We start from the raw sequence: 22,404 nt of genomic DNA on the forward strand, positions 1-22,404 counted from the left end.
ACCAGCTCTTGGACTTATGGAAAACCCCTCGGCAGGATGGCCGTATGGCTCACACCATCACCGCAGACTCCGACCAGTACGACAGCGAGCGGACCGGTTTCCAGCTCTCCGCGAGCCATCGCCCCGACGTGATCTTCGCCGCGGAGAACGCCGCCGACATCCGCGCCGCCGTGTCCCACGCCTCCGCGCACAACCTGCGAGTGGCCGTCCAGGCCACCGGCCACGGACTGGCGAGCGCGAGTGAGGGCGGCGTCCTCATCACCACGGGAAGGATGAACGGCGTCCGCGTAGACCCGGCGGCCAGGACCGCCTGGATCGAGGCGGGCACCCCGTGGTCGAAGGTGATCGAAGCCGCCGCCCCGCACGGCCTGGCCCCGCTGTCCGGCGCCGCCCCGGCGGTGGGCGCGCTCTCCTACACGCTCGGCGGCGGCATCGGCCTCATGGCCCGCAAGCACGGCTACGCCGCCGACCACGTCAAGGCGATCGAGGTGGTGACCGCCGACGCCGAACTCGTCCTGGCCACTCCCGACAAGGAGCCCGACCTGTTCTGGGCCCTGCTCGGCGGCAGGGGCAACCTCGGCGTGGCCACGGGCATGGAAATCGCCCTGTTCCCGGTGAAGACGTTGTACGGCGGCGCGATGTTCTTCGACGGCTTCGAAGCGGTGCACGCCTGGCGCGAATGGGTGGCGAACGTCCCGGAGGAGATGACCTCGTCCGTGGCCGTCATCCCGTTCCCCGACGCCCCGTTCGTCCCCGAACCCCTGCGCGCCCGCCGGGCAACCCACATCCGCATCGCCTATCTCGGGTCCGCGAAGGAGGGCGAGCGCCTGATAGAACCCCTGCGCGCGTACGGCCCGCGCCTGATGGACAAGGTGGAGGAGATCCCCTACACCCGATCGGGCGTCATCCACAACGACCCGACCGACCCGGTGGCCTCCCAGTCCTCCCACAGCCTCCTGAGGGAACTGCCACCCCAGGCCGTGGAGGCGGCAAGGTCCCTGACCACCACCATCGTGGAGATCCGCCACCTGGGCGGAGCCCTGTCCCGCCCACCGACGACACCGAACGCCATAGGCAACCGGAACGCGTCGTTTCTCTACGGAATCGTCTCCAGAGGCAACGAGGTAACCCCGGAACACGCTCAGACCGAAGCCGCCCTACGCCCCTGGTCGACCGGTGGAAAGGCGCTGAACTTCCTGTTCGCCGCCCACGCGACGGAAGAAAACGTGAAAAAGGCCTTCGAGCCAGAGGCATACGAACGCCTCAGGGATCTCAAGACGACCTACGACCCGAACGACCTGTTCCGGCACACTCACCACATCCCTCCCCGGTAGGCCGGTCGAGGGGGCGAGCGAAGGGCCGTGACGGCGGGCACCACGTCCGACGTGAGAAGCGACCCCCACGATCGGCGCCCGCCCACGCCGGCGGGTGGCGTGGGCGGGGGCTCGCCGTAACGGATAGAGGCCCTAAGACAGAGCCAGATCCCCACAGGGTGGCGTGGGCGGGGGCTCGCCGTAACGGATGGAGGCCCTAAGGCAGAGTCAGATCCCGACGGGATGCCAGACGGTTTTGGTTTCGAGGAAGCGGGTCATGCGAGTGAGCGCCGGGTCAGCGGACCAGTCCTCGGAAGCCGGGCGGAAGACGCGTTTGAGGTTCTCGGCGGCCTCCTGCTCGCACTTCAGCGCCAGGTCGGGATCTTCGACCCCGCCGAGGTCCAGGCCGTTGACGTCCATGTGCGCGGCCAGCCACGGGGCCAGTTCCGACTGGTGGCCGGTGAGGAGGTTGACCACCCCGCCGGGCAGGTCGGAGGTGGCCAGCACCTCGGCCAGCGTGATCGCGGGCAGCGGCGCGTTCTCCGCGGCCACCACCACGCACGTGTTCCCGGTGACGATGACGGGCGCGATCACCGAGATCAGCCCGAGCAGTGGGTCGGCGGGCGCGACGACCGCGACCACCCCGGTCGGCTCCGGCGTCGAGAGGTTGAAGTACGGCCCCGCCACCGGATTCGCCGCCCCGCGCACCGAGGCGATCTTGTCCGACCAACCGGCGTACCAGACCAGCCGGTCCACGGCCGCGTCCACCCGCTCGGCCGCGGCCTTCTTGGGCCCGCCCAGCTCCTCGGCGAACTGCGCCCGCCGCCCCTCCAGCATCTCCGCGACGCGGTAGAGGATCTGCCCCCGGTTGTACGGCGTGGCCCCCGACCATCCGGGGAAGGCCTTGCGGGCGGCCACCACGGCGTCACGGGCGTCCTTGCGCGAGGCACGCGCCGCGTTGGCCACGAACTCGCCCTTGGCCGAGGTCACGACGTAGGACCTTCCACTCTCGGAGCGCGGGAACGCCCCGCCGATGAACAGCTTGTAGGTCTTGCGAACGGCCAACCTACTCATCGCCGCGCCCCCTCCACGTGATCTCCTGGGTCAGTTGCACAGGAGCGAAGATCTGACCGCACCTGCTGACGCCGCAGCGGTGCGCGAACCACCCGGTACGGCCGGGCCGCCCGGCCCTGGCGAAGGCGTGTCCCCGGGTGGCCTGCCCGCGGCGGGCCCTGCGTTTGCCACGCTTGTGCTCACACATCGAGGTAGGCCTCCAGCCCGGCGAGCCCGCCTTCCCTGCCGTAGCCCGACTCCTTGTACCCGCCGAACGGCGAGGTGGGGTCGAACTTGTTGAAGGTGTTGGCCCACACCACTCCGGCGCGCAGCCGGTCGGCCATCCACAGGATGCGCGAGCCCTTCTCGGTCCAGACGCCGGCCGACAGCCCGTACGGGGTGTTGTTGGCCTTCTCCACGGCCTCGGCCGGGGTGCGGAAGGTGAGCACGGACAGCACCGGCCCGAAGATCTCCTCGCGGGCGATGCGGTGGGACTGGGCGACGCCGGTGAAGAGGGTCGGCGGGAACCAGAACCCCTTGGCCGGAAGCTCGCACGGCGGCGACCAGCGCTCCGCGCCTTCCGAGTCCCCGATTTCCGACATTTCACGAATCTTCGCCAGCTGCTCGGCGGAGTTGATGGCGCCGATGTCGGTGTTCTTGTCGAGCGGGTCGCCGAGCCGCAGCGTGCCGAGGCGGCGCTTGAGCGCGGCCAGCAGCTCGTCCTGGATCGACTCCTGCACCAGCAGCCGCGAGCCGGCGCAGCACACGTGGCCCTGGTTGAAGAAGATGCCGTTGACGATGCCCTCGACGGCCTGGTCGATGGCGGCGTCCTCGAACACGATGTTCGCGGCCTTGCCGCCGAGTTCCAGCGTGAGCTTCTTGTCGGTGCCCGCGACGGTGCGGGCGATGATCCGGCCGACCTCGGTGGAGCCGGTGAAGGCGACCTTGTTGACGTCGGGGTGTGCCACGACGGCGGCGCCGGTCTCGCCCGCGCCGGTGACGATGTTGACCACGCCCGGCGGCAGGTCCGCCTGCTGGCAGATCTCCGCGAACAGCAACGCGGTCAGCGGGGTCGTCTCGGCCGGCTTGAGTACGACGGTGTTGCCGCAGGCCAGCGCCGGAGCGATCTTCCAGGCCAGCATGAGCAGCGGGAAGTTCCAGGGGATGACCTGACCGGCCACGCCCAGCGGCTTGGTGCCGAACCCGGCGTGCTCCAGCTTGTCGGCCCAGCCCGCGTAGTAGAAGAAGTGTGCCGCGACCAGCGGCACGTCCACGTCCCGCGACTCGCGGATGGGCTTGCCGTTGTCGAGCGACTCCAGCACGGCCAGCTCGCGGGCCCGCTCCTGGATGATGCGGGCGATCCGGAAGATGTACTTGGCCCGTTCGGAGCCGGGCAGCGCGCTCCAGACGCCGAACGCCTTGCGCGCGGCCTGGACCGCGCGGTCCACGTCGTCGGAGGTGGCGGTGGCGATCTCGGCGAGCTTCTCCTCGCTGGCCGGGTTGATCGTCTTGAAGGGGGCGCCGGACCCCTCGGCGAACTCGCCGTTGATGAACAGCCCGTAGGACGGCTTGATGTCGACGACATCGCGCGACTCGGGCGCGGGCGCGTATTCGAAGGCCATCGTCAGTCCAAGGTGAAGTAGTCGGGGCCCGCGTAGCGGCCGGTGGCCAGCTTCTCTCGCTGCATCAGCAGATCGTTGAGCAGCGAGGAGGCGCCCAGCCGGAACCACTCGGGCGTCAGCCAGTCCGCGCCCGCGGTCTCGTTGACCAGGACCAGGTTCTTGATGGCGTCCTTCGTGGTGCGGATCCCGCCCGCGGGCTTCACGCCCACCTGGCGGCCGGTGGCGTCGCGGAAGTCGCGCACGGCCTCCAGCATGATCAGCGTCACCGGGAGCGTGGCCGCCGGGGCCACCTTGCCGGTGGAGGTCTTGATGAAGTCGGCGCCGGCGATCATGGCCAGCCAGGACGCGCGCCGTACGTTGTCATAGGTCGCCAGCTCGCCCGTCTCCAGGATCACCTTCAGGTGCGCCTGGCCGCAGGCGGCCTTCACCGCGACGATCTCCTCGAAGACCTTGAGGTAGTCGCCCTCCAGGAAGGCGCCGCGGTCGATCACCATGTCGATCTCGTCGGCGCCCGCCGCCACGGCCAGCGCGGTGTCGCTGACCTTGACCTCCAGGCTGGAGCGCCCGCTCGGGAAGGCGGTGGCCACCGAGGCGACCTTCACCCCCGAGCCCTTGACGGTCTCGGCGGCGACGGCCACCAGGTCGGGGTAGACGCAGACCGCCGCGACACGAGGCGCGCCGCCACCAGGACGCATCGCCTTGGTGCACATCGCCCGCACCTTGCCATGCGTGTCCGCGCCTTCCAGCGTGGTGAGGTCGACCATGGAGATGGCCAGGTCGATGGCCTGCGCCTTCGCGGTCGTCTTGATGGATCGGGTGCCGAGCATCGCCGCTCGCTGGTCCGCGCCGACCCGGTCGACACCGGGCAGGCCGTGCAGGAAGGCCCGCAGGGTGGTGGCGGATGCCGCCACGTCCGCGAGCGAGGTAGTCACAGTTGACACCCCCACAGCATCGCCGACCGGGCAGGCTACCTCCAAACCGGATCAGGTCACCGATAGCTGAGGATCAGCTGACGCGTCACTCCAGCCTCACGCGCTTCGGCCGTGGCCCACATCGTCCTGGTTCCCGGCACGTTGGCCAGGCCGTTGAGCGTGACCTTGCCGACCGGGGTCCGCGTCCAGCGTCCGCCCTGGTAATGGGTGAGCACGTCCGGCAGGTCCTGGCGCCTCGTGGCCAGCCACAACCCTCCGGCGCCGTCCGGCGCGACCTTCGTATAGGAGGTCCCGGCCGGGCGGTGGGCCAGCCGGACCCAGGAGGTGCCGTTCCAGCGCAGCACCACGGCCTCACGCATGACCCGTTCCTCGCCGATGATGAAGGAGATTCCGCCCACGGCGTACGCCTCGTCCGGCCCGAGCGCCACGATGTCGTGCAGTTCCGCGTAGGCGTCGCCGACCCGCGACCGGCTGGGCAGGGAGATCGACGGCACCGGCGAGCGCCGCCACCCCGAGTCCGTCAGCCGCAGGACCGACGCGGCGTGCGCGGGCGACTCGGCCCCCAGGCTGCTGAGCGCCCACACGTCCTTCGGGGAGGAGGCGGCGAAGTCGGTGATCGGCAGCGGGGCGGCCACCTCCGTCCAGCGCCTGCCCGTCCAGTGCCACACCACGTCGCGCAGCCCGCGCGGGCCGAGCCGCAGCCCCGCCGCCCAGCACTCCGACGGCCCCGTGGCCAGCGCCGCCGTCGCGTGCGCGCCCTCGGCCTCGATCGGGCGCGCGTACCACTTGCCGCCGGTCAGCTGGCGGGCATCCACCCGGGCCGGGCTCTGCACGAACTGCCAGGCCGTATCCCGTCCCGCCGCCGTCACCAGGTACGGCACCGCCCCGCCCGCCGTGTTCCGCCAGGCTTTGCCGTTCCATCGCAGCAGGGGTTGCCCGGTTCTGACCACCCAGGCGTCGTCTCCGGCGGTGGCGCCCACGTCCTGATAGCCGCCCAGGGACCCGTCCGTCCTGGAGACCCGCCAGCCCGTTTCCCGAGCCGCGGCGGGCGCCGCCGCCACCAGCGAGAACAGCGCCAGCGCGGCGATCGCGATGCGTCTCATGGGCCATCATCGTGGCCTGCCTTAGGCGGGTGGCAGGCATGTCCTAGGTAGGGGTAAGCCGATGGTTCGGCAAGAGATAAGGCATCCGACCGATGTGGCTGGGTGGGCCTTAGGAGGAGTGTTAGGGGTGCAGACGACAAAGGAGAAGGAAATGAACCCCGAGCTCGACTTCCAGCTGATGAAGAGCCAGGCCAGTGAGCTTCGGCGGGCCGCCGCCGAGCACCGCAGGGTACGTGAGGCGGAGCGCCGCAACAAGTCCGAGCGCCGCTCGGTCTTCGGCAAGCACCGCGCGTCATGACCCCCGCAAGAGTGCCCGGCCGCACCCTCCCTCGCGGCCGGGCCTCACACCCCCCTTGACCCCACGGGAACGTCTCCCAGAACACCCCCGAACCCCGCCGCCTCCGGCCGAAGCCTGGACGACGCGAGAGCCCTTCCGCCTCTGGTCAGCGCCTCCATAAATGCGGCGAAAGCTACAGGTAAGGCATGACATGCTGGATGACATGCTGGGACGTATGGTGAGTCCCGTCTTCGTCGGGCGGGAAGCGGAACTCGCCCACCTCGCCGACGCCATGGACGCGGCCAGGCAGGGCACCGCCACGGCCGTGCTGCTCGGCGGCGAAGCCGGTGTGGGCAAGACCCGGCTGGTGCAGAAGTTCGCCGATCGGGCCGCCCAGGACGGCGCCCACGTGCTCTTCGGGGGCTGCGTGGAACTGTCCACCGACGGCCTCGCCTACGCGCCGTTCACCGCCGCGCTCAGGCAACTCGTCAGGGAGATGGGCACCGCCAGGATCGCCCGTCTCCTGCCGGAGGGCGCCGAACGCGACCTGGCCAGGCTCCTGCCGGAGTTCGGCGAGCCCACCGTCGACGGTGACACCGACACCGGCCGCGCCCGGCTGTTCGAGCAGTTCCTCACCCTGCTGGAGCGCCTCGCCGAGTCCCGCCCCACGGTCCTGTTCATCGAGGACATCCACTGGGCCGACCGCTCCAGCCGCGACCTCATCGCCTTCCTCAGCCGCAACCTCGCCGCCGCCCAGGTCCTGATCGTGCTCACCTACCGATCCGACGACCTGCACCGCCAGCACCCGCTACGCCCCGTCCTGGCCGAGCTGAGCCGGGTCAGGGGCGTGCTCAGGCTCGACCTGCCCCGCCTGTCGCAGGACGAGGTGGCCGAGCAGATGACCGGCATCCTGGGCCGGACCCCCGAGTACGCCAGGGTCGAGAAGGTCTTCGAGCGCAGCGAGGGCATCCCGCTGTTCGTCGAGGCGCTGCTCGACGACCCCGACGGCGACTGCGTCTTTCCCGACTCCATGCAGGACCTCATCCTCAGCGCCGTCGAGCGCCTGCCCGAGGAGACCCAGCGCGTCCTGCGGGTGGCCGCGGCCGGCGGCATCCGGATCGGCCACGCCCTGCTCGCCGCCGTCAGCGGCCTGTCCGACCTGGAACTGGAGTCCGCGCTGCGCCCCGCCATCGCGGGGAACGTGCTGCAGATCGCCGACAACCGGGCCTACGTCTTCCGGCACGCGCTGATCCGCGAAGCCGTACACGAGGAGCTTCTGCCCGGCGAGCACCAGCGGCTGCACGCGCGCTACGCCGAGGAGATCTCCCGCGACCGCAAGCTCGTCCCGCCCGGTCGCGCCGCCGTCGAACTGGCCCACCACTGGTACGGCGCGCGCGACGACGAATGGGCCCTCATCTCCGCCTGGGAGGCGGCCCGCAAGTCGATGAAGGCCTTCGCCTACGCCGAGGCGATCCCGCTGCTCGAACGCGTGCTCATGCTCTGGGACAAGGTGCCGGGCGCGGCCGGGCGCATCGACGCCGACCACTCCTACGTGCTGGAGAAGGCCGCGCTGGCCGCGGCCAACAGCGCCGAGGTGGATCGCGGCGTGAAGTTCGTGCGGGCGGCGCTCGCCGGGCTCGACGAGGTCACCCAGCCCGACCGCGTGGCCATGCTCATGGTGCGCTGGGCCGGGTTCAAGATCGCCAAAGGCAAGATGGGCGTCGTCGAGGACTTCCACAAGGCCCTGGAGCTGGTTCCCGACCACAGCCACCCGCGCGCCGAGGTGCTGACGAAGCTCAGCCAGCACCTGATGCTGCAGGGCGAGGTCGAGGAGGGCACCGCCAGGTGCGAGGAGGGCCTGCTCATCGCCAGGGACATCGGCGACGAGCACCTGGAGGGCGAGCTCCTCATGAACCTCGCCCTCGGCCAGGCCATGGCCGGCGGCAGCATCGCGCAGTACGAGACCAACCAGCTCGCCCGCGCGATAGGCGAGCGCATCGACTCGCCCCGCCTCATCCTGCGCTCCGTCGGCAACAACATCGACGCGCTCAACGACCTCGGCCGCTCGGAAGAGGCGCTCGAACTCTCCTACGAGGGCGAGCGCATGGCCAAGAAGTACGGCCTGATCAGGACCATCGGCGTCTTCATCCTCAACAACCGTGCCGAGGCGCTCGAACTTCTCGGCCGCTGGGACGAGGCGCTGGAGACCGCGGAACGCTCGCTGAGGTTCGGCCCCAGCCTGCGCACCCGCCACCACATCCTGCGCGTCCAGGCCGACATCGCGCTGTCGCGCGGCGACCTGTCGACGCTGGAGAGCAACCTGTCCGAGCTGGGCGTGCTCAAGGAACGTCCCGAGGACTTCGTCCAGGACATCACGTCAAGCTCCCGCCTGCACATGGGCTGGCACCTGCTGAAGGGCGAGCCCGAGTCGGCGCTGGAGGTCGCCCACCGGGTGCTGTCGCGGCCGTCGCAGTCCAGCAAGTCGGCGCTCGGCTGGCGGCTGCTCTCCCTCATCAGCCACGTCTGCGACCAGGCCGAGGCCCTCGACCCTACGCTGTCCGAGCACGTACGCGGCCACGCCGCCGAGGTCGCCGCCACGCTACGCATCTCGGGCCCGCCCGCCGAGGCCTACCGCCTGACCTACACCGGCGACTTCGACGCCGCCGCGGCCGCGTGGGAACGGCTGCGCCGCCCGCACGCCCAGGCCAAGGCGCTCCTGCACGCCGCGACCATCGCCGCCCAGTCGGGCGACCGCGAGGGCGCCGCCACGCGGCTGCGGGTCGCGCAGCCGCTGGCCGAGGCGCTGCGGGCCAGCCCGTTGCTGGAGGAGATCGAGATGCTCAGCCGGCGGGTGGGCGGCGCCTCCGCGCCGTCGGCGACGTCGGAGCTGCTGACGCCCCGGGAGCTGGAAGTGCTCCGGCTGGTGGCGCTGGGGCGCAGCAACCGCGACATCGCGGCCGAGCTGTTCATCTCGGCGAAGACGGTCAGCGTGCACGTCTCCAACATCCTGGCCAAGCTCGGTGTCTCCAGCCGGGGCGAGGCCGCCGCGGCCGCGTACCGGCTGTCGCTGTTGTCGTCCTGAGCTACCAGATGGCGTCGGCCAGCAGGACGATGCCGAAGACGGCGAACGCCGCGGCGGCGCCGTAGCGGATGGCCTTCTCCGGCAGGTGCTTGCCGAGGATCCGCCCGACCACGATGGCCAGGGCGTCCGCGGCGACCATGCCGACCGTGGAGCCGATCCAGGTGCCGAGCCAGCCGTGCTGCGTGGCCAGGACGATCGTGGCCAGCATCGTCTTGTCGCCCAGCTCGCTCAGGAAGAACGCGACCGTCACCGCGATGATCGCGTTCCTGGTGGTGCGCTGGGCCTTCTTCGACTCCTCGTCGGTCAGCTCGTCGCCGCGCAGCGTCCACAACGCGAAGCCGAGGAAGGCGATACCCGCGGCGACGGAGATCGCGGTGGTGGGCAGGGCGTCGCCGATGAGCCCGCCGACGGCCACGCTGAACAGGTGCACGACGGTCGTGGCGATGGTGATGCCGACCAATACCGGCCAGGCCTTGAATCGGGTGGCGAACGTCATCGCCATCAGCTGGCTCTTGTCACCCAGCTCCGCCACGAAAATGGCCACAAGACTGATCCAGAACGCTTCCAACGGTCCTCATTCCTACGAACCGGACCGGAGCGCCTGCGGGGGCACGACTCTTCGGCCCGGCATGACAGCCAGGCCGAAGGTCTCGTCCGCCTGTGAAGGCCCACGTGACCGGGCGTCGAGACGCCAGTGTGTCGATCACGTGATTCGGGACTACTCCCCTTCGGAATATCTCGGCAACTTTAACAGGCGGAACCCGGCGAATGTTCCTCGGGCGAGGGTGTCAGAGCTCACAGCCGACCATCACCGGCTCGTTGACCAGCCGCACCCCGAACTTCTCCACGACCCCGTCGCGCACCTCCCTGGCCAGCGCCAGCAGGTCGGCCGCGGTGGCCGAGCCGTCGGGGTTGGTGAGGGCGAGCGTGTGCTTGGTGGAGATGCGGGCGGGCCCGCGGCGGTACCCCTTGGGGAAGCCGGCCTGCTCGATCAGCCACGCCGCCGGCACCTTGACCGTGCCGTCGGGCAGGTCCCAGCGAGGATGGCCGGGCGCGCGCAGCTCCAGCTCGGCGGCCTGGCCGGGGGTCAGAATCGGGTTGGTGAAGAACGACCCGGCGCTGCGGGTGTCGGGGTCTTCCGGGTCGAGCACCATGCCCTTGCTCCTGCGCAGGGCCAGGACGGCCGCGCGGGCGTCCGCGAGTCCTACCCGCTCGCCCATCGGCACCCCGAGGCGCGCGGCCAGCTCCTTGTAGGCCACCTCGCCCGACAGGTCGGAGATGTCCAGGACGTAGGTGACACCCAGCACCACGTGCCGCGACAGGTCCCGCTTGAACGCGCTGTCGCGGTAGGAGAACCCGCACCGGCGCGCCTCGATGTCCACCACCTGCCGGGTCTTGCGGTCGTAGGCCCGCACGCAACGGACGGTCTGCGACACGTCCTGCCCGTAGGCGCCCACGTTCTGGATCGGCGTGGACCCCACCAGGCCAGGAACGCCGGACATGCACTCGATGCCGGACCAGCCCTCGGCGACCGCGCGGGCCACGAGCGCGTCCCAGTCCTCGCCCGCCTCGACCGTGAGCAGCACCTGCCCGCCGTCGCGCTCGGCCCGCACCCCGGTCGAGGCGACCTTGACCACCAGCCCGTCGAAGCCCTCGTCGGGCACCACCAGGTTGCTGCCGCCGCCCAGCACCAGCGTGGGAACCCCGTCCCGGTCGGCCTCGGCCACGAAGGAGACGAGCTGCTCCGCCGTACCGGCCTCGACGAACTCGCGGGCCGGGCCGCCCAGGCCCAGCGTGGTGTACGGCGCCAGCATCTCCATGGGGCCCTAGCTTATGAGCCCCCCGCGATGCGCGGCACCCGGCGCCCGCGTCAGGAGGAGCGCAGCAGGCGCAGGACCCGGTCGTAGGTGCGGCGGGACTCGCGTTCGCGGTAGTCCTGGTCGACGTCGTGGTAGCCGTGGTGGCGCAGGCCGTGCACGGGGAGCGTCTCCTGCGGCACCACGAGCTCGCCGTCCAGGCCGAGCGAGAGCTCCAGGTCCGCGTTGCGGTAGTAGCGGGCGTCCTGCGGCATGGCGGCCAGCGCCTCGGCCCGCCGTACCGCCATCAGGTAGCCCATGAGCGCGCGGACCCGTCCCGGACCGGCCTCGTGCCACGTGTGGCCGTCCGCGTCGGGGTCGGCGCCCTTCCACCCGGCCGCGACCGCGCCGTGCTGGATCGCCGCAGTCAGCGGCGCGAGCGCGTCGCCCGTGAGGATCGTGGAGGTCTCCATCAGGACGTGCACGTCCGAGGTGTCCAACCGCATCAATGCCGTACGGCAGGCGCCCCACCCGGCCGACCCCCCGAACCAGTGAGGCAGCTCGGCCACGTGCCAGACGGTCACCCGCTCGGGCCGCCGGGCGGCGAACTCGTGCAGGACGTCGCCCGCGCCGTCCCGGTTGCCCAGGTCGAGGGCGAGCACGGCGGCGTCGGTGTATTCCAGCAGCGCCTCCACACAGGCGCGCACGTCGTCCGGCCGGCCGTCGGCGATCAGCCCCGCCGAGACGGTGACGTCGGCGATCTCGGCGCGTTGCCGCTCCTGGTTGACCCCGGCGTCGTCGAGCCGGTTGGCGGCCAGGCTGGCGTCCCAGATCCGCTGCGCGTGGAGCATGTCGTCCTCTGGCGTCCCGCTCGGCCCGGGGTCGCCGGAGAAGCCCAGCTCGGCGGCGGGATCCTCCTGGGCCCCCGCGCCTGCTCCGGAGCCCGCGTGGGAGCCCGTGTCGCCGCCGGTCGTGTCGCGGCCGGTGCCCGAGGTGGGGGCGACGGCCCGCGGGTTGAGGTGGCGGGGCGGGCGGGCGTCGGTGACGGCGCTGATCGGGATCGAGCGGACGGTCGGCCAGATGGTGTAGGGCGGCTTCTCGCTCAGCGTGTAGCCGTCGGGGGCGTCCTTGACCAGCCACCCCGCGCGCTCGATCCGCGCGCGCAGCTCGTCGGCGAGCGCGTAGTCGCGCTCCGCCCTCGCCTTCACGCGCTGCTCCGCCAGCTCGATGACGTGGTGCGGCACTTCACTCATACCGACCGCCCTACCCCAGGACAGGCCGCCTCTATCAGGACAGCTGAACCACCGCGCGCGCCTTGGACAGCACGTTGGCGTCCGCGGACTTGGCCACCAGAGCGATGACGACCCGCTTGTCCTCCAGCTTCTCCTCCACGACGCCGCTGACGGTGATCGTCGCGCCCTCGTCGTCGTCGGGCACGACCACCATCGAGGAGAACCGCACCCCGTAGTCGACCACCGCGCCGGGATCGCCGGCCCAGTCGGTGACGAACCGCCCCGCCTGCGCCATCGTGAACATGCCGTGCGCGATGACGTCGGGCAGGCCGACGGTCTTGGCGAACCGCTCGTTCCAGTGGATCTGGTTGAAGTCGCCGGAGGCACCCGCGTACATGACCAGGTTGAGCCGGCGCACGGGGTAGTCGGCCGCGGGGATCTGCTGGCCGACCTCGACCTCGTCGTACTTGACCGTCGCCGTCATCTCAGGCCGCCCCTCCACGCTCGACGATGGTGTTGTAGGTGGTGCAGACGGGCTCGCCGGCGACGGTGCTGACCTCGCTCCTGATCGTGAGCAGCTCGTTGCGCCCGGCGCTGCGGATGTCGGTGATCGTCGACCGGGTGACCAGCTCGTCGCCCGGATAGATCGGCCGCGCGTACTCGAACCGCTGCTCGCCGTGGACCACCATCGCGAAGTTCAGCCCCAGCTCGGGGTCGGCCAGCGCCTCACCGCCGCTCTGCAGGCTGAACACGATGGGGAAGGTGGGCGGCGCCACCACGTCCGGATGTCCCGCGGCCTGCGCCGCGTCCTGGTCGCGGTAGATCGGGTTGTGGTCGCCGATCGCCGCCGCGAACTCGCGGATCTTCACCCGGCTGACCTCGTACGGCGCGGCGGACGCATACGACCGCCCCACGAAATCACGGTTCAAGGCCATTCGTGCCCCTTCACGCGTTCCTGAGCTTTTGACCCGACCGTAACAGAACAAGGTTCGGCTGTCGCCGTCTCGACTCCATCATGAACCGCCCGGACCCACGACGGCCCCGGCATTGCCGCACGATGACCCTGAGCACGGATGATGCCCGATTGCCCAACCGGACAGAAGTGAACAGACACTCCACTTAGGGCATGATCTATACCATGCGCCGTTTCCTCAACTGGACCACCGCCGTCCCTCTCCTCGCACTTCTGGCGCTGGCTCTGACATGGGGACGGGAACCGCCGATGGCCGTCGCGATCATCGTCGCGGTGCTGCTGGCCGCGGCGGTGCTGGCGGCGGTGCACCACGCCGAGGTCATCGCGCACCGCGTCGGCGAGCCGTTCGGCTCACTGGTGCTCGCGGTCGCGGTCACGGTGATCGAGGTCGCGCTGATCGTCAGCCTGATGATCAGCGGCGGCGAGAAGACCGCGACGCTCGCCCGCGACACCGTCTTCGCCGCCGTCATGATCACCTGCAACGGCATCGTCGGACTGTCGCTGCTCAGCGCCACGCTCCGGCGGCGGGTCGTGGCCTTCCACGCCGAGGGCACCGGCGGCGCGCTCGCCACCGTGGCCACGCTCGCGACGCTCAGCCTCGTGCTGCCGACGTTCACGACCAGCGCCCAGGGCCCGGAATTCTCCCCCGGCCAGCTCGCCTTCGCCGCCGTGGCCTCGCTCGCGCTCTACGGCCTGTTCGTCCTCACCCAGACGGTACGGCACCGCGACTACTTCCTCCCCGTCACCCACGACGGCCAGGCCATGCCCCCGGACGCCCACGCGCCCAGGCCGACCACCAGAACCGCGACCGCCAGCCTCGGCCTCCTCCTGATCGCCCTCGTCGCCGTCGTCGGCCTGGCCAAGGTCGAGTCGCCGATCATCGAGAGCGCCGTCTCCGAGGCCGGGCTGCCGCACGCCGTCGTCGGCGTGGTGATCGCGCTGCTGGTCCTGCTGCCCGAGACCATCGCCGCGGTACGCGCGGCCAGGCGCGACCAGCTCCAGATCAGCCTCAACTTGTCGCTCGGCTCGGCGATGGCCAGCATCGGCCTGACGATCCCGGCCATCGCGCTGGCGTCCATCTGGCTGGACGGGCCGCTGGTGCTCGGGCTCGGCGGCACCCACATGGTCCTGCTCGCCCTCACCGTCGGCGTCTCCACCCTCACCGTGGTGCCGGGGCGGGCCACCTTGCTGCAGAGCGGCGTTCACCTGGTGCTGTTCGCCGCATTCCTGTTCCTCGCAGTCAGCCCTTGACCTTCTCGACGACCTGACCGACCTTGGGAGGCTTCAACCACCAGGGCGGTTTGGAGGGGGTTGACCACTTGGCCGGTTGACGTGGCGCCGTTGCGGCGGGCACCACGTCCGGCGTGAGAAGCGATCCCCACGATCGGCGCCCGCCCACGGCGGCGGGTGGGGGTGGGGCGGCGGAGCCGTAACGGATAGTGCGCTCTTAAAGGCTTATCCCATCGACTTCTGGCCGTCGATGGACTCGCGGATGATGTCGGCGTGGCCGGCGTGCTGGGCGGTTTCGGCGATGATGTGGAGCATCACGCGGCGGACCGACCAGCGCGCCCCCTGCTCGAACCACGGCGCCGTGGGCAGCGCGTGCGAGGTGTCGAGGTCGAGCGTGCGGGCGAGCTCGTTCGTGGCCTGAGCCACCGACTCGTAGTGCTTGAGCAGGGCGTCGAGCGTGTCGCCCGCGTCCATTCTGAACTGCCCCTCCCAGTCGACGGGCACGCTCTCCATGTGCTCGGCACCGCCGACGGCGAAGCGCGCCCAGCGCTCCTCGACGTTCGCGACGTGCTTGACGAGGCCGCCCAGGCACAACGCGCTGGCCGTGGGCGTGCGGGCCGCCTGCTCGTCGGTGAGCCCCTGGACCGTGTGGCGCAGGAACCCGCGGTGCTTGTCCAGCGTCTGGACGAGGTCGTCGCGCTCGCTCGACATGTCGTCACCCCTTCCGGGGTCTAGATGCCCTTGCGCATCGCCCTGTTTCCGGCATAGAGGCCGATCAGGGCTACCAGGCCGGCGGCCGCTGCGCCGTACAAGACAGAGATATCACCCAGCTGACCGGAGAAGAGGGAACGTTGGGCGTCGACGAGATATTTGACGGGGTTCACGTACCCGACGATCCGCAACCACGTCGGGCCGGAGTCCACGGGCAGCAGCACTCCCGACAGAAGGAGCAGCGGGAACAACGCCCACTGCGTGACCAGATAGAACATCGTGCCGTCCGGCGCCGACTTGAGCGCCAGCACGAACGACAGCGACCCGAGCCCCACCCCCAGCACGATGAGCAGCGCGATCCCCAGGATCACCCCGGCCAGGTGCAGCTCGAAGCCGAGCGGCAGCGCCAGCAGGATGATCAGCACGGCCTGGAGGAACAGGACGGCCATCTCCTTCAGCGTCCGGCCGACCAGCATGGCGGTGCGGTTCAGCGGCGAGACCATGAGGCGCTCCAGCGAGCCGCCGATCGCCTCGGTGAGCAGGTTGTAGCCGGAGCCCATCGGCCCGGTCAGGCACATCATGACCAGGATGCCGGGCACGAACCACTGCCACGTGGTGTCCGTCGCCCCCTTCAGCAGCGATCCGAACAGGAACAGGAACAGCAGCGGCTGCAACATCTCGAAGACCAGGTTCGTCGGCTGCCGAAGCGACGGGGTGAACTCCCTGGTGAAGACCGTCGCGGTGTCACGCAGGAACGTCATCATCGGCCAGGCTCCTTCCGGTCAGCGCGAGGAAGACGTCGTCGAGGGTCGGGCGCTTCGTCTCGGCGGCGGTGACCTTGATCTCGTGCGCGTCGAGGGTTCTGAGGCATTCGGGCAGCGCGGCCGGGGCGTTGGCGACGCGCAGCTTCACGGTGCCGCCGTCCGCTTCGCCGCCGGTCAGCTCGGCGGCGCGGGCGGCGTCCGGGGTGGTCAGGATGATGTGGTCGCCGGCCAGGTCGTTCTTGAGCTGCTCGGCGGTGCCGTCGGCGATGATCCGGCCGTTGTCGATGATGATCACCCGCTCGGCCATGGCGTCGGCCTCCTCGAGATAGTGGGTGGTCATGAAGATGGTCATCCCGATCGCCTCGCGCAGGCGCAGGATGTGCGACCAGACCTCGGCGCGGCTGGTCGGGTCGAGGCCGGTGGACGGCTCGTCCAGGAAGAGCAGCTTGGGCTCGTGCACCAGGCCGATCGCGAGGTCGAGGCGCCGGCGCTGGCCGCCGGAGAGCGTGCCCGGCTGGCGCTTGGCCATATGGGTGAGGTCGAGCATGTCGAGCACCTCGTCGGCGCGGCGGCGCGCCTGCGAGATGTGCAGGCCGTAGCAGCGGCCCTGCGCGACGAGTTCGTCGCGGACGCGGTAGTTCTCGCCCGCGCTGTTCTTCTGGCCGACGTAGCCGATGCGGGCGCGTACGCCGGACGGGTCGGTGGCGATGTCGTGCCCGGCCACCGTGGCGCTGCCCTTCGTGGGCGGCAGCAGCGTGGTGAGCATACGCAGGGTGGTCGATTTCCCCGCGCCGTTCGGGCCCAGGAAGGCGACCAGCTGGCCGTCCTCGATGTCGAGGTCGATCCCGCGTACGGCGTCGACGATCTCTTTTCGTTTCAGTGTGAAGCTCCGGGTGAGTCCCCGGGCGCTGATGATGGGCATGGCAAACAGCCCCTTGCTTGGGAGGCGGGCGGATTTCCCCAAGCTTGCGCAGGTCAGCGAGGTTTAGGCAAACGCGAACACTACATTCACATACGGCGCTGACCTGCGGAAACGCTATGTAAGCCGTCGTTCGAAATAGCGCTCCGACCTGGGATTTCAAGAAATTTTCGACTATGCCGCGAAGAGCGGTTGCGGGCCCTTCCGTACTCCGCGAAAATCTTGCCCTCATCGGTGAAAAGGGGACCTCTCGTGAAGCGTGTTCTGGTGGCCGCGGCGCTGGCCGCGGTCGGTTACGGCGCGAACGCGTTACCCGCCCAGGCCGTCGACGGCGTGCCCGGTGTCGACGTCAGCAATTGGACCGGCGAGGTCGACTGGGCGAGTGTCGCGGCGGGCGGCGCGAAGTTCGCGTTCGTGATGGCCAGTGAGGGCGGCGACTTCGTCAGCCCCACGTTCTCCGCCCAGTTCGAGGGCGCCGCCGACGCGGGGCTGGTCCGGGGCGCGTACCACTTCGCCCAGCCGCACGAGTCGGACGGCGCCGCCCAGGCCGAGTACTTCGTGCAGAACGGCGGCCGCTGGACCGGCGACGGCGTCACGCTGCCGGGCGTGCTCGACCTGGAGGACAACCCCTACAAGGACCGCAACGGCAAGGACAACTGCTACGGCCTGTCCCCCAAGGACATGGTCACGTGGGTCAAGGACTTCACGAAGCGCTACCACCAGCGCACCGGCCGCCAGGCGATCATCTACACCACGACGAGCTGGTGGAAGACGTGCACCGGCGACTCCGCCAAGTTCAAGGCCAACCCGCTCTGGCTGGCCCGCTGGGGCGCCGATCCGGGCGAGCTGCCGAAGAGCTGGGAGCGGCACACGTTCTGGCAGTCGGCCGACAAGGGCACGCTGGCCGGCGGGCAGAACTCCTTCAACGGCAGCGAGTCCGAGCTCAGAGAGCTGGCCATCGCCGCGGTCGAGCTGACGGTGTCCGGCCAGGCGAAGGGCCGCCGCTCGTACACGATCACGATCGCCAACACCGGCCCGCACCCCGCGGGCACGATCAAGATCTCCGGTCGTGCGTACGGCGGGCAGAAGGTCGTCAAGGCGCCCGGCTGCAAGTTCAGCGGCACGGCCGTGAAGTGCACGGTGGCGAAGCTGAACCGGGGACAGAAGGTGCGGCTGACGTTCACCACCAAGGCGCCGGCCAAGGGAAGCGTGGGGATGCGGTTCACGGTCGGAACGGTGGAACTGGACCTGAAGGCCCGCTGAGCCGCGCGATCTTGCGGCTTTTGCATGAGGATGTATCCCGACTTTCCCTATTAATACGGAGGCGTGGGCGGGTGTCGGGGCGGCTGCGGCGGGGACTACTGCCCGCCCTTGCCCTGGTACTGCTGCTGGCCACCGCCTCCGCGCCCATCAGGGAGTGGGTGGCGCCGGACATCGTCAGGCTCGCCTACGAGATCGAGCGCAAGGACATCACCTACTCCTGGGGCGGCGGGCACGCTGACGAGCCGGGCCCGTCCAAGGGCACCTGCCTCGGCTACAAGGGCAAGATCCGGCCCTGTCCCGCCGCCAGGACCAAGGGGCTGGACTGCTCGGGGTTCACGAGGTGGGTGTACGCGCTGGCGCACGGCTCCGACGTACTCGGTCCCGGTAACACCGACGACCACGTGCGGCGCATGTACCGGGTGAAGAACCCGCAGCCCGGCGACCTCGTCTACTTCGGAAAAATCACGAAAAAGCGCGTTAAGACGCACCACGTCGGGATCTTCCTCGGCAACGGGAAGATGATGAACGCCCCCGAGACCGGCGCCGAGGTCCGCATCGACGACATCGCCGACAAGAAGGGCTTCGCCGGCTACTACCGGTTCTGAACGCACGATGCCCAGGAGGCATGAGTCGCTGCGTGAAAATTGAGAGTCCTGAGGTCTACTCTGTGCCGCTATGGACAGGCGATGGGTGGGCCCCCGCGGCTACGAGGTCGTCCCCGCCACGCGGGCCGGCCGCCAGGTGCTCCGGATCCGGCGCAACGGCTGGCTGATCGCCGACTGCCTGTCCGTGGCCGACGTCGCCAAGCATGTGGATCTGGCCGACCTGTGCGAAGTGATCGCGCTACCGATGAACCGCCGTTACAAAGCCGCAGGATAACCGACACAGGCGCCGCCTTACCCTCGTTGACATGCGAAAACAGGCTCTGACGTTCCTCGCGCTCGCCCTGACCGCGGCCTGCGGCACCGCCGGTGGAGTCCGGGTCGAGGGCCCGGCGCCGCCGTCGGAGTCCCGCGGTCCCGTCTACGTCGTCGCCTACATGGGCGACGCCCTGCAACGCCCGTCGGACTTCGCGCTCACCGAGTTCAGCAGCATGAACGGCGTGCGCTGGCAGTCGTGGGGCGGTGAGCGCGCCGTGGGCACCGGCGAGCTGAGCGGCACCTGGTGCCTGCCCGGCTGCGCGACCAAGGGCTACCCGGCCACGATCACCCTCAGCGGCCTGACGCGGCTGGAGCGCACCGGCTACTACGCCCGCTTCACCGTCACCTCCGGCCACAAGATCGAGGACGACCTGACCGACCAGAAGCTGGAGGTGCCGCCCCGATGACCGACGTCCTGCTCGTCGAGGACGACGCCGTGATCCGCGAGGCCACCCAGCTGGCCCTCGAACGCCACGGCCTGGCCGTACGCACGGCATCGGATGGTCTGTCCGGCCTGTCCGCCTTCCAGCGCCAGGCTCCCGACGTGGCCCTGCTCGACGTGATGCTCCCCCACCTCGACGGCGTCAGCCTGGCCAGGCGCATCAGGCAGGAGGGCGACGTCCCCATCATCATGATCTCGGCCAGGTCCGACGCCATCGACGTGATCAACGCCCTGGAGGCCGGCGCCGACGACTACGTCACCAAACCCTTCGAACTGGGCGTCCTGCACGCCCGCATCCGCGCCGTCCTGCGCCGCGCCGCCGCCGCGAGCGCCCCCGCCGTCCTCACGTTCGGCGACCTGACGGTCGACACCCAGTCCATGGAGGTACGGCGGGACGGCGCCCTCCTGTCCCTGACCCCGACCGAGCTGAAGCTGCTGCTGGAGTTCGCGGCGAACGCCGGGATCGTCCTGTCCCGGGACACACTGCTGCAGAACGTCTGGGACTACGCCTGGGACGGCGACACCCGCGTCGTCGACGTACACGTGCAACGCCTGCGCTACAAGATCGGCAACGACCGGGTCGAGACCGTCCGCGGGTTCGGCTACAAGCTGAGGCGCTCATGAGCCTGCGCCTGAAGATCGCCCTGTCGCTGGCACTGACCGCGGTGGCGGTGGCCACGGCCATCGGGCTCCTCGTTCACCTGCGCACCGCCGACACCCAGCTCGACACCGCGCGCCGTACGCTCGACGCCCAGTTCCAGTCGCTCCTCGCCCGCCAGGCGGAGGGTCAGGACGCCGGCCTGACCGTCGGGCCCGTCCCCGGGCCGCTGTCCCGCGAGATCACCACCCGCCCCGTGCGCGCCACGTACCTGGACGGCGGCACCCTGTGGGCCGCCACCACCCTGGGCGGCAAGACCGTCTCCCTCACCCGCCCCTACCACCCCGAACGGGCCCAGCTCGCCGCCCTCGACCGCACCCTGCTCACCTCGGGCGCGCTGGCCACGGTGGTGGCATGCCTGGCGGGGATCGCGGTGGCGACGGGTTTGAGCCGCCGCATCCGCCACGTCTCCAGGACCGCCGCCACCATCGCGTCCGGCGACCTGACCGCCCGCGTCTTCCCGCCCCCGCCTGTGGCGCGACCGTCTTCCGTTGCAGGGGGCGCTCGGCGGGGGGACGAGGTCGTGGCGGTGGGCAGGGCGCTGGACCGGATGGCCGACGCGCTCCAGGCCAGGCTGGAGGCGGAGCGCCGCGTGACGGCCGACATCGCGCACGAGCTGCGTACCCCGGTCACCGGACTGATGACCGCCGCCGAGCTGCTGCCTCCCGGACGTCCCACCGAGTTGGTCCGCGACCGCGCCGCCGTACTCGGGAGGCTGGTCGAAGACATCCTGGAAGTGGCCCGCCTGGACGCCCACACGGAGCGGCCAGCCCTGGAGCGCCGCCTGCTGAGCGCCCTGACCCGCCGGGCCATCACCGCCGCCCACTCCCTTGACGACGATCTCCCGCCGGGTGGCGGCGCCGGGGACGGGGTGCGGCTGGTGGTGGTGCGGGATGTCGAGGTGGAGACCGATCCGCGGCGGGTCGAGCGCGTTCTGGCCAATCTCGTGGCCAATGCCGTACGTCATGGGCGTCCGCCGGTCACGGTCACGGTGGACGGCACGACGGTGCGGGTGGCGGACCATGGGCAGGGGTTCCCCGCGGACATGCTGGCCGTACTGCGAGAACATGGTCCTCAGCGGTTCGCCAGCGGTGCGAGCGCCCGCGGGACGGGGGTCGGGCTGGGGTTGACGATCGCCGCCGGGCAGGCCCGGATGCTGGGTGCTGACCTGGAGTTCGGCAACACGGACACGGGTGCCGAGGTGACCCTGAGATTGCCTGGAACCAGTTCGCATCATCGCTGACTGCCGTGTATGGTTACACCTGTCCGCAACGCAGACAGCGCCTGCGGACAGGCCCCTATAGCTCAGTCGGCAGAGCGTCTCCATGGTAAGGAGAAGGTCAACGGTTCGATTCCGTTTGGGGGCTCCAGCTTCACCAGGCCTCACCGGAAGTTTTCGGTCGAGGCTTTTGTTATGAGTTCAGCGGTGAAGCATAGATGAGGTCAACGCACCTGACCAGGTGATGTACGTATGTGCTCCTGAGGTCGGGTATCCTCTACGGGTCCGGGTTGTTTCGCCCGGCTCCAGGCGGAGTAGCTCAGTCAGGCAGAGCAAACGGCTCATAATCGTTGTGTCGCCGGTTCAAGTCCGGCCTCCGCTACGGCCCTTCTCAGGTCACCAGGCCTGGGCACGGGTATGTCCATGTCCCGAACGTAGAAAGGCACTCCCACGTGGCTGCCACCGACGTTAGGCCGAAGATCACGCTGGCCTGCCAGGAGTGCAAGCACCGCAACTACATCACGCGGAAGAACCGGCGCAACGACCCGGATCGGCTTGAGCTGAAGAAGTACTGCCCCAACTGCCGCACCCACCGCGCGCACCGCGAGACCCGCTAGCACTCGGCCGCGGCCAGGCCACCTCCCGATCCGGCCGACCGCGCCTCAGCCGCGATTCCACACGCGGCCCGGGTTCTCCGCAGGGCAGACACTCCTGCACCACACCGCACGAACCGGCACCTCCACGGAGGCGCCGGTTTGTCGCATTTCCACCCCAACCACGCGGCACCCTCCGGGCTCAACGCCTCCCCCTCCTCCAGCCCCACCCGGCATCCCGGCCCCGCTCGCAAACTCCCTGCGGCCATCCGGGCCCTGGCCCGCGGATCCCCGCTGTCGGG

At 70.1% G+C, this 22,404-nt stretch carries 23 protein-coding genes and 2 tRNA genes; 13 read left to right on the forward strand and 12 right to left on the reverse strand.

What is annotated here, in order from left to right; all coding sequences use genetic code 11:
• Positions 1-44 precede the first annotated feature (44 nt).
• Positions 45-1,334, forward strand: coding sequence for an FAD-binding oxidoreductase (locus tag ACFWYW_RS20785; protein WP_379615259.1), 1,290 nt, complete (start codon positions 45-47; stop codon positions 1,332-1,334).
• Between the two features lie 207 nt (positions 1,335-1,541).
• Here ACFWYW_RS20785 and ACFWYW_RS20790 read toward each other — a convergent pair whose 3' ends face one another.
• The 4 genes from ACFWYW_RS20790 to ACFWYW_RS20805 form a co-directional block, all read right to left on the reverse strand.
• Positions 1,542-2,387: an aldehyde dehydrogenase family protein gene (locus ACFWYW_RS20790; RefSeq protein WP_379615261.1), complete on the reverse strand. Its 846-nt coding sequence runs from the start codon at positions 2,385-2,387 to the stop codon at positions 1,542-1,544.
• Between the two features lie 179 nt (positions 2,388-2,566).
• The gene (locus ACFWYW_RS20795) at positions 2,567-3,988 is read right to left on the reverse strand and encodes an aldehyde dehydrogenase family protein (protein WP_379615263.1); all 1,422 of its coding nucleotides are present in this window, start codon (positions 3,986-3,988) and stop codon (positions 2,567-2,569) included.
• A gap of 2 nt (positions 3,989-3,990) precedes the next feature.
• A complete protein-coding gene (gene deoC / locus ACFWYW_RS20800) occupies positions 3,991-4,920 on the reverse strand; it encodes a deoxyribose-phosphate aldolase (RefSeq protein ID WP_379615265.1) in 930 nt (309 codons plus the stop codon).
• 56 nt (positions 4,921-4,976) lie between these two features.
• Positions 4,977-6,023, reverse strand: coding sequence for a hypothetical protein (locus ACFWYW_RS20805; RefSeq protein WP_379615267.1), 1,047 nt, complete (start codon positions 6,021-6,023; stop codon positions 4,977-4,979).
• Positions 6,024-6,174: 151 nt separating this feature from the next.
• Here ACFWYW_RS20805 and ACFWYW_RS20810 point away from each other — a divergent pair, with 151 nt between their 5' ends.
• Together ACFWYW_RS20810 and ACFWYW_RS20815 are read left to right on the forward strand one after the other, a co-directional pair.
• Positions 6,175-6,321, forward strand: coding sequence for a hypothetical protein (locus tag ACFWYW_RS20810; RefSeq protein ID WP_379615269.1), 147 nt, complete (start codon positions 6,175-6,177; stop codon positions 6,319-6,321).
• 202 nt (positions 6,322-6,523) lie between these two features.
• Positions 6,524-9,382, forward strand: a complete 2,859-nt coding sequence (locus ACFWYW_RS20815; RefSeq protein ID WP_379615271.1) for an AAA family ATPase — start codon at positions 6,524-6,526, stop codon at positions 9,380-9,382.
• A gap of 1 nt (position 9,383) precedes the next feature.
• Here ACFWYW_RS20815 and ACFWYW_RS20820 read toward each other — a convergent pair whose 3' ends face one another.
• From ACFWYW_RS20820 to ACFWYW_RS20840, 5 genes are all read right to left on the reverse strand, one after another.
• Positions 9,384-9,950, reverse strand: coding sequence for a TMEM165/GDT1 family protein (locus ACFWYW_RS20820; protein ID WP_379615273.1), 567 nt, complete (start codon positions 9,948-9,950; stop codon positions 9,384-9,386).
• A 220-nt stretch (positions 9,951-10,170) separates the two neighbouring features.
• Entirely contained in the window at positions 10,171-11,202 is a 1,032-nt protein-coding gene (locus tag ACFWYW_RS20825) for a UDP-N-acetylmuramate dehydrogenase (protein ID WP_379615275.1), read from the reverse strand.
• A 50-nt stretch (positions 11,203-11,252) separates the two neighbouring features.
• The gene (locus ACFWYW_RS20830; protein ID WP_379615277.1) at positions 11,253-12,431 is read right to left on the reverse strand and encodes a hypothetical protein; all 1,179 of its coding nucleotides are present in this window, start codon (positions 12,429-12,431) and stop codon (positions 11,253-11,255) included.
• A 34-nt stretch (positions 12,432-12,465) separates the two neighbouring features.
• Positions 12,466-12,894 carry a MaoC family dehydratase gene (locus ACFWYW_RS20835; protein WP_379615279.1) on the reverse strand — a complete coding sequence of 143 codons (429 nt, stop codon included), beginning with the start codon at positions 12,892-12,894 and terminating at the stop codon, positions 12,466-12,468.
• A gap of 1 nt (position 12,895) precedes the next feature.
• Complete coding sequence (locus ACFWYW_RS20840) at positions 12,896-13,345, reverse strand: MaoC family dehydratase N-terminal domain-containing protein (RefSeq protein ID WP_379615281.1); 450 nt, start codon at positions 13,343-13,345, stop codon at positions 12,896-12,898.
• 203 nt (positions 13,346-13,548) lie between these two features.
• Here ACFWYW_RS20840 and ACFWYW_RS20845 point away from each other — a divergent pair, with 203 nt between their 5' ends.
• Positions 13,549-14,634 carry a calcium:proton antiporter gene (locus tag ACFWYW_RS20845; RefSeq protein ID WP_379615283.1) on the forward strand — a complete coding sequence of 362 codons (1,086 nt, stop codon included), beginning with the start codon at positions 13,549-13,551 and terminating at the stop codon, positions 14,632-14,634.
• A gap of 204 nt (positions 14,635-14,838) precedes the next feature.
• Here the strand turns inward: ACFWYW_RS20845 and ACFWYW_RS20850 are convergent, their stop codons facing one another.
• Genes ACFWYW_RS20850 through ACFWYW_RS20860 form a run of 3 tightly spaced genes read right to left on the reverse strand, consistent with a single transcriptional unit; the run spans position 14,839 to position 17,004 of the window.
• Positions 14,839-15,324 (reverse strand): DinB family protein, encoded by a 486-nt coding sequence (locus tag ACFWYW_RS20850; protein WP_379615285.1) that lies wholly within the window; start codon positions 15,322-15,324, stop codon positions 14,839-14,841.
• Positions 15,325-15,344: 20 nt separating this feature from the next.
• On the reverse strand, positions 15,345-16,088 hold the full coding sequence (locus tag ACFWYW_RS20855) for an ABC transporter permease (protein WP_379615287.1): 744 nt from the start codon (positions 16,086-16,088) through the stop codon (positions 15,345-15,347).
• Positions 16,069-17,004: an ATP-binding cassette domain-containing protein gene (locus ACFWYW_RS20860; protein WP_379615453.1), complete on the reverse strand. Its 936-nt coding sequence runs from the start codon at positions 17,002-17,004 to the stop codon at positions 16,069-16,071. Before ACFWYW_RS20860 ends, ACFWYW_RS20855 begins: the two co-directional genes overlap by 20 nt.
• Before the next feature lie 255 nt (positions 17,005-17,259).
• On the opposite strand from ACFWYW_RS20860, the gene ACFWYW_RS20865 reads away from it, so the two are divergent.
• The 9 genes from ACFWYW_RS20865 (at position 17,260) to rpmG (ending at position 22,126) form a co-directional block, all read left to right on the forward strand.
• The gene (locus tag ACFWYW_RS20865; RefSeq protein WP_379615289.1) at positions 17,260-18,270 is read left to right on the forward strand and encodes a GH25 family lysozyme; all 1,011 of its coding nucleotides are present in this window, start codon (positions 17,260-17,262) and stop codon (positions 18,268-18,270) included.
• 71 nt (positions 18,271-18,341) lie between these two features.
• Positions 18,342-18,875: a C40 family peptidase gene (locus ACFWYW_RS20870; RefSeq protein ID WP_379615291.1), complete on the forward strand. Its 534-nt coding sequence runs from the start codon at positions 18,342-18,344 to the stop codon at positions 18,873-18,875.
• 70 nt (positions 18,876-18,945) lie between these two features.
• Positions 18,946-19,149, forward strand: coding sequence for a transposase (locus tag ACFWYW_RS20875; RefSeq protein ID WP_379615293.1), 204 nt, complete (start codon positions 18,946-18,948; stop codon positions 19,147-19,149).
• A gap of 31 nt (positions 19,150-19,180) precedes the next feature.
• Entirely contained in the window at positions 19,181-19,597 is a 417-nt protein-coding gene (locus ACFWYW_RS20880; protein WP_379615295.1) for a hypothetical protein, read from the forward strand.
• Positions 19,594-20,256 carry a two-component system response regulator CseB gene (gene cseB / locus ACFWYW_RS20885; protein ID WP_379615298.1) on the forward strand — a complete coding sequence of 221 codons (663 nt, stop codon included), beginning with the start codon at positions 19,594-19,596 and terminating at the stop codon, positions 20,254-20,256. Before ACFWYW_RS20880 ends, cseB begins: the two co-directional genes overlap by 4 nt.
• Positions 20,253-21,533, forward strand: coding sequence for an ATP-binding protein (locus ACFWYW_RS20890; RefSeq protein WP_379615300.1), 1,281 nt, complete (start codon positions 20,253-20,255; stop codon positions 21,531-21,533). The genes cseB and ACFWYW_RS20890 overlap by 4 nt, the downstream gene beginning before the upstream one ends.
• A gap of 51 nt (positions 21,534-21,584) precedes the next feature.
• Positions 21,585-21,660 (forward strand) — tRNA-Thr (locus ACFWYW_RS20895).
• 157 nt (positions 21,661-21,817) lie between these two features.
• Positions 21,818-21,891 (forward strand) — tRNA-Met (locus ACFWYW_RS20900).
• A 70-nt stretch (positions 21,892-21,961) separates the two neighbouring features.
• Complete coding sequence (gene rpmG, locus ACFWYW_RS20905; RefSeq protein ID WP_101786011.1) at positions 21,962-22,126, forward strand: 50S ribosomal protein L33; 165 nt, start codon at positions 21,962-21,964, stop codon at positions 22,124-22,126.
• The last annotated feature ends 278 nt before the right edge of the window (positions 22,127-22,404 follow it).

The organism is Nonomuraea sp. NPDC059023 (assembly GCF_042740095.1).
Taxonomy (GTDB): Bacteria; Actinomycetota; Actinomycetes; order Streptosporangiales; family Streptosporangiaceae; genus Nonomuraea.

Coding starts and splice junctions, on each gene's coding strand:
- ACFWYW_RS20815 (WP_379615271.1), top strand. CDS start 6,524: ATGCTGGGACGTATGGTGAGTCCCGTCTTCGTCGGGCGGGAAGCGGAA.
- ACFWYW_RS20790 (WP_379615261.1), bottom strand. CDS start 2,387: ATGAGTAGGTTGGCCGTTCGCAAGACCTACAAGCTGTTCATCGGCGGG.
- ACFWYW_RS20805 (WP_379615267.1), bottom strand. CDS start 6,023: ATGAGACGCATCGCGATCGCCGCGCTGGCGCTGTTCTCGCTGGTGGCG.
- ACFWYW_RS20795 (WP_379615263.1), bottom strand. CDS start 3,988: ATGGCCTTCGAATACGCGCCCGCGCCCGAGTCGCGCGATGTCGTCGAC.
- ACFWYW_RS20835 (WP_379615279.1), bottom strand. CDS start 12,894: ATGACGGCGACGGTCAAGTACGACGAGGTCGAGGTCGGCCAGCAGATC.
- ACFWYW_RS20830 (WP_379615277.1), bottom strand. CDS start 12,431: ATGAGTGAAGTGCCGCACCACGTCATCGAGCTGGCGGAGCAGCGCGTG.
- ACFWYW_RS20845 (WP_379615283.1), top strand. CDS start 13,549: ATGCGCCGTTTCCTCAACTGGACCACCGCCGTCCCTCTCCTCGCACTT.
- ACFWYW_RS20855 (WP_379615287.1), bottom strand. CDS start 16,088: ATGATGACGTTCCTGCGTGACACCGCGACGGTCTTCACCAGGGAGTTC.
- ACFWYW_RS20810 (WP_379615269.1), top strand. CDS start 6,175: ATGAACCCCGAGCTCGACTTCCAGCTGATGAAGAGCCAGGCCAGTGAG.
- ACFWYW_RS20880 (WP_379615295.1), top strand. CDS start 19,181: ATGCGAAAACAGGCTCTGACGTTCCTCGCGCTCGCCCTGACCGCGGCC.
- ACFWYW_RS20850 (WP_379615285.1), bottom strand. CDS start 15,324: ATGTCGAGCGAGCGCGACGACCTCGTCCAGACGCTGGACAAGCACCGC.
- ACFWYW_RS20840 (WP_379615281.1), bottom strand. CDS start 13,345: ATGGCCTTGAACCGTGATTTCGTGGGGCGGTCGTATGCGTCCGCCGCG.
- ACFWYW_RS20785 (WP_379615259.1), top strand. CDS start 45: ATGGCTCACACCATCACCGCAGACTCCGACCAGTACGACAGCGAGCGG.
- cseB (WP_379615298.1), top strand. CDS start 19,594: ATGACCGACGTCCTGCTCGTCGAGGACGACGCCGTGATCCGCGAGGCC.
- ACFWYW_RS20875 (WP_379615293.1), top strand. CDS start 18,946: ATGGACAGGCGATGGGTGGGCCCCCGCGGCTACGAGGTCGTCCCCGCC.
- ACFWYW_RS20825 (WP_379615275.1), bottom strand. CDS start 11,202: ATGGAGATGCTGGCGCCGTACACCACGCTGGGCCTGGGCGGCCCGGCC.
- ACFWYW_RS20890 (WP_379615300.1), top strand. CDS start 20,253: ATGAGCCTGCGCCTGAAGATCGCCCTGTCGCTGGCACTGACCGCGGTG.